The 14,125-nt window shown below is 39.0% G+C and carries 16 protein-coding genes; 10 read left to right on the top strand and 6 right to left on the bottom strand.

Annotation, left to right across the window (positions count from 1 at the left end; genetic code table 11):
• Window positions 1-9 precede the first annotated feature (9 nt).
• Window positions 10-987 (bottom strand): LysR family transcriptional regulator, encoded by a 978-nt coding sequence (locus SYN7502_RS08310; RefSeq protein ID WP_015168405.1) that lies wholly within the window; start codon window positions 985-987, stop codon window positions 10-12.
• A gap of 318 nt (window positions 988-1,305) precedes the next feature.
• Window positions 1,306-1,719, bottom strand: a complete 414-nt coding sequence (locus SYN7502_RS08305; protein WP_015168403.1) for a hypothetical protein — start codon at window positions 1,717-1,719, stop codon at window positions 1,306-1,308.
• Between the two features lie 189 nt (window positions 1,720-1,908).
• Between SYN7502_RS08305 and SYN7502_RS08300 the strand changes: the two genes are divergently transcribed.
• Entirely contained in the window at window positions 1,909-2,601 is a 693-nt protein-coding gene (locus SYN7502_RS08300) for a Bax inhibitor-1/YccA family protein (protein ID WP_015168402.1), read from the top strand.
• Window positions 2,602-2,629: 28 nt separating this feature from the next.
• On the opposite strand, the gene SYN7502_RS08295 is transcribed toward SYN7502_RS08300, so the two are convergent.
• The 4 genes from SYN7502_RS08295 to petP are packed head-to-tail and all read right to left on the bottom strand — an operon-like array spanning window position 2,630 to window position 5,484.
• Window positions 2,630-3,907: a sensor histidine kinase gene (locus SYN7502_RS08295; RefSeq protein WP_015168401.1), complete on the bottom strand. Its 1,278-nt coding sequence runs from the start codon at window positions 3,905-3,907 to the stop codon at window positions 2,630-2,632.
• The gene (locus tag SYN7502_RS08290; RefSeq protein WP_015168400.1) at window positions 3,907-4,965 is read right to left on the bottom strand and encodes a Get3/ArsA fold putative tail anchor-mediating ATPase NosAFP; all 1,059 of its coding nucleotides are present in this window, start codon (window positions 4,963-4,965) and stop codon (window positions 3,907-3,909) included. Before SYN7502_RS08290 ends, SYN7502_RS08295 begins: the two co-directional genes overlap by 1 nt.
• Window positions 4,937-5,290 (bottom strand): HU family DNA-binding protein, encoded by a 354-nt coding sequence (locus SYN7502_RS08285; RefSeq protein ID WP_015168399.1) that lies wholly within the window; start codon window positions 5,288-5,290, stop codon window positions 4,937-4,939. Before SYN7502_RS08285 ends, SYN7502_RS08290 begins: the two co-directional genes overlap by 29 nt.
• Complete coding sequence (gene petP / locus SYN7502_RS08280; protein WP_015168398.1) at window positions 5,290-5,484, bottom strand: cytochrome b6f subunit PetP; 195 nt, start codon at window positions 5,482-5,484, stop codon at window positions 5,290-5,292. Before petP ends, SYN7502_RS08285 begins: the two co-directional genes overlap by 1 nt.
• Window positions 5,485-5,954: 470 nt before the next feature.
• On the opposite strand from petP, the gene SYN7502_RS08275 reads away from it, so the two are divergent.
• The 9 genes from SYN7502_RS08275 (at window position 5,955) to SYN7502_RS08235 (ending at window position 13,894) form a co-directional block, all read left to right on the top strand.
• The gene (locus tag SYN7502_RS08275; RefSeq protein WP_015168397.1) at window positions 5,955-7,742 is read left to right on the top strand and encodes a SpoIIE family protein phosphatase; all 1,788 of its coding nucleotides are present in this window, start codon (window positions 5,955-5,957) and stop codon (window positions 7,740-7,742) included.
• 433 nt (window positions 7,743-8,175) lie between these two features.
• Window positions 8,176-8,544 (top strand): putative quinol monooxygenase, encoded by a 369-nt coding sequence (locus SYN7502_RS08270; protein ID WP_246828980.1) that lies wholly within the window; start codon window positions 8,176-8,178, stop codon window positions 8,542-8,544.
• 36 nt (window positions 8,545-8,580) lie between these two features.
• A complete protein-coding gene (locus SYN7502_RS08265) occupies window positions 8,581-9,420 on the top strand; it encodes a cupin domain-containing protein (protein ID WP_015168395.1) in 840 nt (279 codons plus the stop codon).
• A complete protein-coding gene (locus SYN7502_RS20190; RefSeq protein WP_041429326.1) occupies window positions 9,411-9,620 on the top strand; it encodes a hypothetical protein in 210 nt (69 codons plus the stop codon). Before SYN7502_RS08265 ends, SYN7502_RS20190 begins: the two co-directional genes overlap by 10 nt.
• A gap of 24 nt (window positions 9,621-9,644) precedes the next feature.
• On the top strand, window positions 9,645-10,445 hold the full coding sequence (locus SYN7502_RS08255; RefSeq protein WP_015168393.1) for a cupin domain-containing protein: 801 nt from the start codon (window positions 9,645-9,647) through the stop codon (window positions 10,443-10,445).
• Complete coding sequence (locus SYN7502_RS08250; protein WP_015168392.1) at window positions 10,442-11,308, top strand: sugar phosphate isomerase/epimerase family protein; 867 nt, start codon at window positions 10,442-10,444, stop codon at window positions 11,306-11,308. Before SYN7502_RS08255 ends, SYN7502_RS08250 begins: the two co-directional genes overlap by 4 nt.
• A gap of 2 nt (window positions 11,309-11,310) precedes the next feature.
• Window positions 11,311-12,186: an alpha/beta hydrolase gene (locus tag SYN7502_RS08245; RefSeq protein ID WP_015168391.1), complete on the top strand. Its 876-nt coding sequence runs from the start codon at window positions 11,311-11,313 to the stop codon at window positions 12,184-12,186.
• 14 nt (window positions 12,187-12,200) lie between these two features.
• Entirely contained in the window at window positions 12,201-13,205 is a 1,005-nt protein-coding gene (locus SYN7502_RS08240) for a polysaccharide deacetylase family protein (RefSeq protein WP_015168390.1), read from the top strand.
• A 251-nt stretch (window positions 13,206-13,456) separates the two neighbouring features.
• A complete protein-coding gene (locus SYN7502_RS08235) occupies window positions 13,457-13,894 on the top strand; it encodes a GlcG/HbpS family heme-binding protein (protein WP_246828979.1) in 438 nt (145 codons plus the stop codon).
• The last annotated feature ends 231 nt before the right edge of the window (window positions 13,895-14,125 follow it).

The raw sequence follows: 14,125 nt of genomic DNA, 5'->3' as shown, positions 1-14,125 counted from the left end.
CTTTAAGTTTTATTTTTTACTTCTATATATTTGGGAATATTTGGGGGAGTTGAATAGGCTTAAATCGGTCTGAGTTAGCGCTTGATCGGATTGATCGGTGGTAATTAATTCACACACTAATTGACGAAAATATCGAATTGGCGGAATTTGCAGGCGATCGCTAGTAGTTACACACACAACTTCCGTAGTCAAAATTGGGGATTCCGTATTTCGCACTGCCAAGGATAAATCTTTTTCTACTCCTGATAGAGAAGATTGGGTAAGTAAAGCAATCAAATTACTTTGACGAATTATGTCCCGAAAGGCATCCAAGGAATTTAGTTCTAATGCCGCATCTACTTTAATCTGTTGCAGTCGAAATTGATCTTGGACTAGACGTTGAGTAGCATAGCCATCTTTAAACACCACATGGGGATAGGTACCTAATTCTTGCCAAGGTATTGCCCGATATTTGGTTAGGGGATGATCTGCTGCCATTAGTACCATAATGGTTTCGGTGTAGAGTGAATCGACAACAATTTCGGGACTGGCTGCAATAAAGCGATTATTCATAACTACAGCAATATCAATTAAGCCATCTTTTAATACCTTAAGGGCGCGATCACTTCCTAGGGCTGTTACCCGTAATTGCACATCTGGATAGGCAAATCGAAACTTTTGCAGTACTGGAGACATTTGGTAAGCACACACCGAAGGAATTGCTGCTACACAAAGCTCAGGTTGGTTTCCAGCGATCAAATCTGCTAATTCTTGAGTGGCTGTATCCCATTCGTTACAGATTTTTCTGGCACGACCAACGAATCTTTCCCCAGCGATCGTTAATTTAGCTTGGGAATGGCGATGCAATAACTGCACACCCAAATCCTGCTCTAGGGACTGTACCTGACGGCTAACTGTGGACTGGGTAATGTTACATTTTTGGGCAGCTTTTTGGAAACTCCCAGTCTCTGCCACAGCAATAAAAGCTTGTAGCTGTTCTAATCGCATTTTTATTTAAGTTGTAATGCCTACCAAACTAGGGGATTTGTCAGCTAGTTTTAGTGCAATTTGATACAGACTTCCTTGCTTTAATCAAGATATGGGAATGCTTATGATTTACTTCAATTCTGGGAAGAAACTATGCCTGAACGCGCAAATGTAATAAAGACTCCAAGGCTATTTTATGAGTAGTATGTGAATGTGCCAGACAATTAGAAATAGCGTACTTGGAAGAATAAAACTTAGAATAATAATTAGATTCGAGATATTGACACTAAAAAAGGGCTATTTATGCCCTATGATCAAGATTTTTTATAGCTTAGTTATTTATTTTGCTGCTTTGGTGATCGCTTTATCCAAAGTGGTGAGGGCAGTTGTAACTTTAGCTTTGTCGGGTTTAGAAGCAGATAGCTCTTTAGTTACAGTTGCAGCATCAGCTTCAATGGCTTTATAAGCATCAGGAGACTTTTTCTTAAGTCCGTCCTGTACTTTTTTCCAAGCATCATTAAATTGGCTGAATTCTGCTTTGGCTTTAGTAAAGTTACCAGTTTCAACATCTGACTTGGTTTTAGCAACTATCCCTTGTAAAGCAGTAAATCCAGAGGTTTTTTCAGGAGCTGCTGCTACAGGTACAGATTCAGGTGGTTTGGCAAATGCTGATTGTTCTGGGGCTTTGAAGCCAGTTATAGCGACAAAAGCGATCGCAGAAGCGGTGAATAACTTGTAATTAAGACGAATCATCGTAACTCCTAAAGACATTGAATAAGTGAATTAAGAGAAAAACCTCTTATGGAATTAAGCCTATAACTTTGCCAGTAAAGAACTCGGAAAGAACTAGAATTCCTCGGGTGTCTTTGTCAAAGATTGGAATTACAGATGGCAAAGGGTAAAATTATATGGTTAACCTGATGTACTAAAAACCATAAAACTATGACTACGATTGTTTCTCAGGCTTCACCCAACGACCGTCAGCAATTTATTCAGAAAACCTACCTGCACCTTGCCGCTGCAGTTGCTCTATTTGTAGGACTAGAGGTAATTCTATTTGTTACACCTGCTGCCGATGCGATTATTTCTCTAATTTTTAGTTTGCCCTTTTCGTGGTTAGTAGTTTTAGGGGGATTTATGCTCCTAGGCTGGTTAGCACGAACCTTAGCTAGTCGGACTAGTTCCATTCAAACTCAGTATATTGGCTTGGGTTTATATGTGGTGGGTGAAGCGATTATCTTTGTGCCTTTGCTTTACATTGCTGTCCATTTTACTAGCCCTGAAGTTTTACCCAGTGCTGCAATTCTTACGGGCTTGCTATTTGCAGGTTTAACCACGATCGCTTTTACAACCAAGGCTGACTTTTCATTTCTGGGCGGTATTTTAACAATGGTGGGGTTTGTTGCCCTCGGTATGATTATTTGCAGTGTAATTTTTGGCTTCAAATTGGGAATATTTTTCTCCTTTGCCATGATTGTGTTTGCTAGTGCGGCGATTCTCTATGACACCTCTAATGTGATCCATCACTACACTACGGATCAGTATGTGGCAGCGGCTTTGGAGTTATTTGCTTCAGTGGCGTTGCTATTTTGGTATGTGTTACGAATTTTGATCCAATTAAATAGTCGAAATTAGGACGCAATTAATTCTTTACTAATTCTTTTTAATTCTTTTTAAGAGGTAGAGTCACAGTAAAAGTGGAACCAACGCCTAAGCTACTAGTAACTTTAATTTGTCCTAGATGGTTTTCTGTAATGGTTTTAGCGATCGCCAAGCCTAGTCCAGAACCTTCCTTGGATTGGGGTTGATACCGCCAGAACCTTTCAAATATTTGTGCGATCGCCTCATTGGGGATGCCCATGCCTGTATCGGTAATTTCAATTTGGGCTTGATGGGAATTTATAGTAGCTAGGCTAACTGTAACTTTTCCCCCTGCCAAAGTGTAGTTAATAGCGTTGCTGATCAGGTTAGTAAATAAACGTACTAATTGAGAGCGATCGCCTAGAACGGTGACAGGCACATCTGCGCTTAAAACTTCAATGGTAATATTTTGATTTTGGGCAATTATTTGTTGTTCTTCCACGACATTGCTCAAGATTTGGGAAAGATCGCAGTGATTTTGATCATTAACCTTGAGGGGTGTTTCTTGGCGGGCTAAAAATAATAGGTCTTCTAGTAAGCGGCTGAGGCGGCGGGTGATGCGTTCAATAATTTCTAACTGCCGTTGGTGATCTTGCCAATTGGGTTCGGGATCAGCTAGGGCGACTTGGACATTAGTTTGAATAACTGCGATCGGGTTGCGTAATTCGTGGGAAGCATCGGCAGTAAATTGTTTGAGTAGTTGATATGCCTCTTTAAGTGGGGCGATCGCCAGCCCTGAAAGCCACCAACCACAGAGAGCAACCACGGCAATCATGATCGAAGTTCCGATCGCTAAGTCTACTAATAATTGCTGAATCGGTTTAGTTACTTCAAACCACGGATGGCTGACCCGAAGATAGCCCAAAAGTTTCTGCTCAAATACTACTGCCTCGGTAAGTTGTCTCACTGGTTCGTCATTGACGTATGTAGTGCGATATTTGGGTTGCAGATATAGCTGAGAATGGGGTTGAAAATGGGAAGTATCAGGAATTTCTAGGTGTAAAGTTGCGGTCTTGGGCATGGTAGTCCAAACTAGATCACCTGTGGGACTAAACCATTCAATATCTATGTGATCAGCATCAAGATCATCACTCAGTCCAGATTCAAGCCTAGATTCAAGATTAATATTTCTAATTAGTGATCGCTCTAAAACTTCAACCACATGGGCGATCGTGTCATCAATGCGGTCAATTAAAGTTAAACGCACATAGCCATAAAATCCACTGGCAAATATTAAAAGCAAAATTGCTGTAACTATGCTGTACCAAAGGGCAAGCCTACGTCGTGTCGATTGAAACATCAGGCAAAGGTGATAATTAAATAACCATCTTGGAACTTCGCTCCACTAGCTTGTCTGCCTGTTAACTCTGGCGGCAAAAATAAATTACGTCTTTGATCCCCCGCTTCGATCGTGACTTCAGGACCCGACTGAATTAGCTTTACTTGTTTTTTGTCAAAGGTGGGTAAAAATAACTTGACCTGAGATTTAGATATATCAACAGTTAAGGATATGGTAGCGAGATGAGGTGAGAGGCGATCGCTAATTTCTAAGGTTTCAACATGATCAGGAATTACCTGTACGGGTAGATTACCAAATTCTGAATCGGCAATCACTTCATGGCTCAATACGCCCGCTACACTTAACCCGATCTGCTGAGAACTACTCCATAAGTACTTAGCAACGGCGATCGCAATTTCTGAGTTAGTCGTGACTAAATAAGCTGCGACCCGATTAGGATTATTAACCGCCTGCTGCCCCTGTTCGAGGACATTGGGAACCTTACCCGCTTGATTAGTTAAATCCTCCGTAGCGGAAACCTGTAAAATACTCTTCAGCATTGGCTCAATAAATGGCGACATTGCCTGTCCCACGGCTGAACCCACTAAAACCTGCTTAAATCTCCGCAGATACCACGCCAAAATCTCTGGCATTCCCAACATGCGAAGCGTATTTAGATCGCCTGAGCCATCGTAAATAATATAGTCGTACTTATTTTCAGCATCCTGCTCACGGACAAAACTTAAACCCAGAGCCTGATCCATCCCTGGCAAAATCCCTAACTCCTGTCCATAGACTTCTTTTAGGAATGGAATTCGTAGATATTGGCTCTCCAGATTTTTCATCTTTTCCCAATACCTTTCTAACAGCACTGTAGCACTGAGGTTTACCGCCAGCAGATTAGGGGAAATTTCACGGGGATCAGTACTTAGATCATGACCGAGCATCAGGTTATATCCTGTTTGCTGCCCTACCAAAAGTACACGCTTACCCTGATTAGCATAGGCTTTAGCTACAGCGATCGCCACGGTAGTTTTACCGACTCCACCTTTACCTAGAAATGTCAGAATTTGGCTCATGTTGTTTGATATGAGGTGGATTAATTGGTGGATTAATTTGCTGATTAACCAGTTGCTTTAAACCAACGCTAGGAGTGAAGTAGGGAACTATCGTAGCAGGAATTTGAATTTCAGTTTGAGTTTGAGGATGAATACCCAGACGCGATCGCCGAGTCCGAACCCCAAACTTACCAAAGTTATTAATTGAGATCGATTTATGCTCAGCCAATGCCTCAGTAATGCAAGTAATCATAGCTTCTAAGCTTGCTCCTGCCATCCGCACAGTTAGCCCATCAACTTCTGCGACCATTGCTTTAATTAGGTCTTGGCGATTTAAATCAGCCATTAGGCGATCGCTTCTAACTCATCAGGAAAAAACCAAGTAGCCTTATTATCTGTGAACTTGACTATATAACCGAGGTTGCGACCATCCAGGATTTTAGGCTCTTTCACAACTCCAACTTCCCCAATGCGGGTGCTGACTTCTTTATTAACTCTATCTTTAAGGGGACGAATGCGAACTTTTTGACCGACTTTCATAGGGAATTTTGTGATTTATGTTGATTTGTAATTATTTCAAAGTTTACACTTTATCGTTATGATTCATGGCAATTACTCAAAAATTTACTCAAAAAATTTATAAAGATATGCTACATGGATTAATATTTGCTGTAGAACTCAATTGATCGCCTAGTCTATGATTTGCAATGCGATCGCCCGATAAGTTACTAATCCTAGATTGGGGTCATCCAATTAAATTCTATGTTTAGCTGCGCCACAAGGGTTGTTCCAAACGACTCCATATCACTACTATCACTGACGAATTGCTTAATTGGCGGTGCATCAAATATGTATAACATTCAAGTTTTTTGGGCTTTATCCCTTATCAACAGAAATTAGCTACCTGTAAAAGTTTTACCAAGTGTTACATATTTATCTAAATTTTTTTATGTCATTACCTAATTTTTTAATCAAACCCTATAACCGCTACTCCTCATTCATAAAACCTAATGGATAATATATTTTCTGAATTTTCCCAAGATCATAATCTTAGTGGGTTGATTATTAAACTCAGGCATGATTTTCGTACTCCAATTAATGCCATTATCGGCTATAGTGAAATGCTGCTAGAAGACCTTGAAACAGAAGATAATGAGATAATTAGTGGGTTTCAAAAAATTAATGTGGGAGGGCATGAACTCCTTTCTATTGTTAATCAAAATTTGGATAATTCTTTAGAAAAATCTCTTAAAGCTATATTAGGTCTAAGTCCGATCTTAGAAGCTGTAAATATTGAAAGTAATTCTTCCTTACAAAGAGTCATCGAGAACTGCCAATTGTTAAAAAATGATCAATCTTTAACTTCTTTAATTCCTGATATTGAGCGCATTGAAGTCTCCGCTTTTCGGTTTCGAGAACTATTAAATAAATGTTTGCAAGCCGCACTCACAGCCTCCGAATTACAGTCAATAGATCCAAATAATCAGTCTGTCAATAATTTAGTTAAAGAAATTTCTCATGATTTGCTGAAAAAAAATCATTTTATCGAAAATCAAACTTGCCACTTATTAGTAGTTGATGATAATGAAAATAACCGAGATTTATTTACCCGACAATTACAAAGGGAAGGATATATAGTTACAACTGCAACTAACGGGCAAGAAGCGTTAACAATGATTAAAACAGGAGAATATGAACTAGTTTTATTGGATTTAATGATGCCAATTTTAGATGGATATCAAGCCTTAAAAATGCTTAAAGCTGATGAGCAATGGCAACATATTCCAGTTATTATGATTTCTGCATCCGATGAAATTGATCAAGTTGTACGCTGTATTGAAATTGGAGCTGAAGATTTTCTCCCAAAACCCTTTAACCCAATTTTATTAAAAGCTAGGATTGGTGCTGCTCTGGATAAAAAAAGATTCCGCGATCGCGAAAGACAATACCTACAACAAGTTGAAATTTACTCGCAAAAACTCAACCAAGAACTAGAAAAGGGGAGGCAAATGCAACTTAATTTTCTTCCTCCTGAGTTACTTCAAGTCCCTAATTGGGAAATCTCTGCATTTTTCAAGCCCGCTCGTCAGGTTGCAGGAGATTTTTATGATACCTTCCCAGTTTTAGAAAAATATGTAGGTTTAGTAATTGCCGATGTCTGCGATAAAGGAGTTGGTGCAGCTCTATTCATGGCATTATTTCGGAGTTTAATTCGGATTTTTGCATCTCAAACAGCTATGCGTAATTTCTATCAACACCTCACCTTAGATTCATCTGGGAAATCTGAGAAATTAACGGATAGTAGTTATATTGCTGAATTAACTCCCACTAATGTATTAGAAGCTGTTGCTTTAACCAACAATTATGTAGCTGAGTACCACGGTGATTTGGGAATGTTTGCAACACTTTTTTTTGGAGTACTAGACCCACAAACGGGAATTCTATATTACATCAATGGAGGACATGAGCCATTATTTATCATTAATTCTGAAGGTAAAATTGAACAAAAACTTAACTCTACTGGTCCAGCAGTGGGAATGATGCCCAATATGAAGTTTAGAGTTGAACAAGCCCAGTTACAAGCTGGTGATATTCTGATTGGTTATACAGACGGGGTACCTGAAGCACGGGCTTTTGGAGGCGAATTTTTTACTGATCAAAAATTGTTAAATATTTTAACAAAGCCAATTTCTTCGGTTAGCCAGTTATTAACTGAAATTACTGAAAATGTGATCAATCATATTGGAGAAGCTGATCAATTTGATGATATTACTCTTTTAGCCATTCAACGTAATTAATAGGTAATGAATGACTGTATTTGTGACCAAGGAAATTAGAATACATTAAACCTAAATTCAGTATTAATTTATACTTTCATCACTACTTAAAAATTACTTTATAAAAATCACCTTACAAATATCTAAACAAGCGTAATCGTATTTTTTATGATAAGAATTATTACAAATAAGTCGATTAATTTTCTTCAATTACTTTAATCCTTATAATTAACTGTATTTAACTTTCTAATCGAAGAGATTTTATTATTTAAATATTTAAACTAAATTTCAAAATTAAGTTGAGAAAAATTAAGAAATCATCTAAAACTGCCTAAAGACTGTTTACGCTAACTATTTTCTTTTTAGTTAATCAATTGCTATCTTAAATACTCCTAATATGAAATCGATATTATTAAAAAAAAAGCTCAGTAGCTTGATTTCCACTATTTTAGCTATGATACTTATCTGTGTTAGCTTTGTATTTTGGGGTTCCCCAAGCTGGGCAGATGATGATAATGAACTTATAGTTGTAGCAGGGCAAGTTAAGGTGAAGCCCGAAAAAGAGAAGGAATTTATTAGTTTTTCTGAAAGCTTAATCTCTCCTTCAAGGGCAGAAGCAGGTGCAATATCCTACAGTTTTTACAAAGATGGAACTCAAGATAATGTCTATATTTTTTATGAAGAATGGAAAAATCAAGCAGCTTTAGATTATCATTTTCAAACTCCTTACTTTAAAGAATTTGTTAAAAAGGCACCTGATTTATTAGCAGAGCCACCTGTAATTAAAATCTATCATGTGGCATCGCTAAAGGTACTAAACTAGGAACAATTTACCTCTAATTTTTAAGATAAGTTGAAGATGAAAAAATATTTTAAGTGGTTGATTAATTCAATAATTACGTTTACTGTAGGTCTTGCATTTTTAATGGTTTTTATCCAATTTTTGCCATTACCGCAACTTGATTCTGTAGAAGCTACCGAAATATCAACTATTAAAACCTTAGCTAGTTTTCCCACACCTAAATTACAAAATCCTGAACTCATTCTTGGTCCTGCTGGAGAAATCTTTGAATTTAGTACTTGTAATCAAGGCAGTCTAGGCTTTACGATCGCCAATGCCCAAATTCCCGCAGGTGCTGGTCCATTACCCCATATTCATCACTATACGAATGAGTGGTTTTGGACACCCCAAGGCAATATTGAACTATTTCAAAGTGCTAATGAATATCCTGATTTAAATAAACCAGCTACCAATGATCATGAGTCGGGACGAACAATTGTTTATACCTTTGATACCAAGCCTAATCAAGTTGTCTATGGTCCCAAGTATCATGTTCATGGATTCGTTAATACCAGTAATAAAACTAACCCCCTAACTTTTGTGTGGATTAGAGATCAAACATCACCTAAATATCCCTTTGACGATGGTGGAATTCGTGAATATTTCCAAGATGTCGGAATTCCCATTAAGGATGTTAATAACCTTCCAGCAATTACTGATTTAGCAAAAGAGAAGTTTGTAACTCATGCTCCCACATACGGCATTAATCAAAGTAACTACTTTCTTAAATATGTATCAGCGGTATCAAGTCAACCACCAGCAGCTTTAGCAAATTTGAGTAATGATCAGGATTTAAATAAGATTATTGATGCAATTAATGCCTATAATCAGGGCGATCAGTCTGTGAAATGTTTTTAAAATTTCTTGAAAATAAAAGGATTAAAAAAATGAGTCAAGAATTAGGTTTTGCATTTTTAGGTGGTTGGTTACTGGGTGTAATTTTTACTTTTTTTAAGCTTCCTTTACCAGTTCCTCCTTTTCAAGGATTAGTTGCCGCAGCAGCAGTTTTACTAGGACAGGTAACTTACAATTTCATTAAAGAAAAAATCGCTTTTTAATTCTTTTTTAAGTAGGAACACTCAATGTTAAAAATCAAAACTTGGTCTGTTGTGTTTTTCTTGGCGATCGCTGCTTGTAGTATTTTTTTCCTTCAGTCCTTTGTAGTCTCTGCCAAGACGGTAGATACGATTGCAGATATTCCGATGCCTAAGATTGAAAAACCTTTGCTGATTTTAACTCCCGCGATTGAAATTTTTGATATTGCTTCTTGTTCTACTGAAGATATTAGCTTTGCCATTGCCTCAGCGAAAATTCCCCCTGGCGGTGGCCCTATGCCTCACGTTCATTACTTTATTAATGAGTGGTTTTGGACTCCTGAAGGCGGGATTGAACTCTACAGTAGTGTTCGCAAGTATCCCGATATTAATAAACCTCCAACTCAAGATGCAGCCGGTAAAACTGAACTCCATATTATTAATATGAAACCGCAGCAAGTAGTTTACTCTCCAAAACATCACGTGCACGGGTTTGTGAATAGTACAACCAAAACCTTGCCTATCACTTTTGTGTGGCTTAAAGATAAGGTTGCCCCAGATTTCCCCTTCCATGATGGGGGGATGCGTGAATATTTTACGGATAGTGGGGTCAGAATTACTGACCTTAATAATCTTCCTAAGGTAACCGATGCTTCTAGGGCAGCGTTTGTCAATCTAGCTCCTAAGTATGGGATCAACCAAAGTGCTTATTTTCTGCAATACGTCAGTAAAATTACGGATAAGGTTCCCGATGAACTTGCTAAACTCAAGAATGATCAAGATCTAGGGAAAGTGATTAAGGTAATCAAAGCCTTTAATCAAGGGGATAAATCAGTGAACTGCTCATGAGTTTAATACCTGCGTCGCTGAAATTTGGTGTGCATACCTTCATCTGGAAAAAAGAATTTGCAGGAGAAGAGGCGTTTATCTTTGAACAGGCTAAGTCTTGGGGATTTGCTGGGGTGGAAATCTCAACCCATCTATTCGATCAGATCGATCCCGATACGATTCAAGATTATCGCGATCGCTATGGACTAGATATTACCCTTTGTACAAGTATGCCTCAGGGTTTATCACTAACCACTAATGATCAGCAGATTCGGGATCAGTCCATTGACTATATTCAGAAGGCGATCGCCTTTTGTGAGGCTTGTGGCATAACTAAACTATCGGGACCACTCATTCATCCAGTGGGTTATTTGACTGGAAACCCTCCCCAAGAATTGGAAAAAAACTTACTCCTAGATAGTCTGGCTCAGGTTGCTGAATCCCTATCTGAAACTAAAATTAAGTTAGCTCTGGAACCTCTTAACCGCTTTCAAGGTTATATCTTAAATACGGTAGAGCAAGGATTAGAAATTTTAGAAACAATTGGCTCCCCTCAACTTGGTTTATTACTAGACCTATTTCACATGAATATTGAGGAGAAGGATATTCTATCGGCTTTTAGATTGGCAGGTGATCGCTGTTTTCATATCCATGTTAGTGCTTGCGATCGGGGTACTCCCGGAAGTGATACTTTCCCTTGGCAACAATGGTTTGAGGTTTTGCGCGATCTAAACTACCAAGATTGGATTGTGATTGAGAGCTTTAACTTTCATGATCCAGAACTAGCAACAATGGCTCGAGTCTGGCGATCGCTGGCTCCTAGTAGTGAGTATATTGCCCGTGAAGGTCTAAAATTTCTGAGTCAAACCTATAATTCCCTTTAATCATGAAAGATACTTTTATTCCTATTCCTCTGCCATCAGGATTTCAACATACTTTTACTGCAGTTTCTGGTGTTACTTTACATGCGATTGAGGGTGGAACAGGAAAACCTTTATTATTACTAGGTGGCTGGCCTCAAACCTGTTATGCTTGGCGACTTTTATTAGAAAAATTAGGTAAGTCTTTTTATGTGATTGCCCTAGACTTAAGGGGGCAAGGTGATTCCGATATTCCTGATGGAGCCTATGATTGTGCTACGGCTGCCCAAGAAGCGATCGCCTATTTAGCTCAAAAACAAATTACCTCTTTTTACTTAGTGGGACATGATGTGGGGGCATGGGTTGCCTTTACCCTACTCAAACTATTTCCTGCATCAATTCAAGGGGCGGGATTGGTTGATGCTGCAATTCCTGGTTTAGTTAGTGCCGATTTCTTCTCTGTCGTCAATGCGGCAAAGGTGTGGCAGTTTTATTTTCATAAAAATAGTGATTTGGCATCAGACCTAGTCCAAGGGAAAGAAAAAGAATATCTATCTTGGTACTTTACAAATAAATCCATTCGTAAGGAAAATCTCTCTGCTGATGTCATTGATTTCTATGTCAGATACTACAGTCGTCCCCATGCCATGAAAGCAGGATTTCTATGGTATTCCTTCATTGATGAAAGTATTAAAACTAATACCTTAAGCCCTGAAACTCGCTTCCATCAGCCGATTTTTGCTATGGGTGGAGAATTTGCTACGAAGTCATTAATTTATAATGGATTGTCACCCTATTGCGATAGAATCACGAGCTATGTACTTGAGCAATGTGGGCATTATATCCCCGAAGAAGCTCCAGAGAAAATTCTTGAAGCAATTCTGACAACATTTCAACCCTAAAGGAGTTTTTCATTATGCACAGAAGAGAGTTATTCAAGCAAGGACTGGCAGCGAGTGTTGGAGCTATGGCTACCTTTGCTCTCACTCATCCCTTAACATCAAAAGCTCAAGTTCAATCGATCAAAGACGGTAAATTCTGGCCCGATGGCATTCGTCTGCCCATATCTCTCTCTTTGATGTTTGAAACTGGCAGTCAACCTCCGGCTGGTGCCTCGACTCCGCTTGGCAACTTCACGCCGCCACCAGATTACTACGATATGCCAACAATTACTTGGTATCGCTATGGCTATACAGAAGGCGTACCTCGGATTCTTGACCTATTAGACAAATACAAGATTAAGATGACATCCCACATGTCCGGGCGCACGGTAGAAATGTATCCAGAGCGTGCCAAAGAAATTGTTCAACGGGGACATGAAGCGGCAGCCCACGGATGGAATTGGGACAACGAATTTAACATGACGGCGGACCAGGAAAAAGCATTTATTCAACGCAATGTGGATATGGTACTTAAAGTTACGGGTCAGAAACCCGTGGGTTACAATGCTCCTGGGCTACGCGGTTCCGTCAATATTCTTTCTGTTTTGAATGAATTAGGTTTTGTCTATCACATTGATGATGTTAGCCGGGATGAACCTTTTATTGTCAATCTCAATAATGGTAAGTCAATTGCTGTGGTTCCCTATGCAGTCTATATGAATGATATTCGTGCCTATGAAGCCCGCTATTTTTCATCAGAGCAGTATTTAACAGAATTAATCCGCTCATTTGACGGACTTTACGAAGAAGCTGCCTACCGTCGTCGGATGATGGCAGTTACTATGCATGATCGGTTACAGCGTCCTGAACATGTTGATGTGTTTAAAAATTTTCTGAACTATGTGATCAAAAAACCTGGGGTGATTTTTATGAAAAAGATTGATATAGCTAACTTTGCCATTAATGACAAACGCACCATTCGTGAAGATATTCAAAATGTTTATCCTAACGTGCCTAATTTTGTCAAGAAGACAACCTAAAATCATTAGTTGACATCCATTGGTTTCAAGCTGACTAAGACTCGAATTGAGTTATCTTGTTATTGATTGAATCTACTGTCCATTTCTCAAAATTTTTATCTTAGTCAACAGACTGCGTTCGCTACTAACAATTTAAATTAGGTTTAAGGAAATCTATGCTTATTCAAATAAAAACCACTGTCAAGACGCTACTTGGACTCATTTTTTTCATAATTCCTGCCTGTCCAGGAACAGCTCTTGAACAAACCCCTGTGCTTTCTTCCACAATTGCGATTAAGGCTGCAGAGTCGGCTATTGCTGCATGCCGCAAAGAGGGTTATGGCACTACTGTAACGGTTGTTAATCCTGAAGGGAATGTGATTGTTGTCATTCGCAGTGATGGAGCTGGAGTACACACAGTTCAAACATCTTTCAACAAAGCCTATTCTGCTGTTACTCTAGCGAACAACCATAACCTAGACACAACATCAGGAATCCTTGCTTCCATGCAAGCCAAGGGAGCAAACGGTGTAGGGATTTGGCCAATGCCTGCTGACCCGCTACGGGGTATTACATTATTCCCCGGTGGAGTTAGGCTTATGTCTCAAGGAAAACTTGTTGGCGGACTAGGAGTTTCTGGCACCCCAGTGGGAATGATAGACGAAGGCTGCGCTCTGAAAGGGCGTGATGCTATCCTATCAGACCTATAAGCTTCTCTCTTCTTAAACATTAGAGTTAATTGGAAATAGCAGAGTCCTTGATATACAAGGATTTCACAGATCGAAAAAACAAGCGTCAAATGCTCTCTGTGTGAAACTTTGAAGTCATTTTTGCACTCTTATTGCCGATAAAGTCTATTGATTAGAAACGATCTTTTTCAAGTAAGCCACCCAAGTTCAAATTAGGGCGTTGCAGATCGAGGTATGAAATATACAAACCCT

The sequence above is a fragment of the Synechococcus sp. PCC 7502 genome (assembly GCF_000317085.1).
Taxonomy (GTDB): Bacteria; Cyanobacteriota; Cyanobacteriia; order Pseudanabaenales; family Pseudanabaenaceae; genus PCC-7502.
Note: the sequence above shows the minus strand (reverse complement) of the source record. Positions and strands in the feature narration are given on the sequence as shown.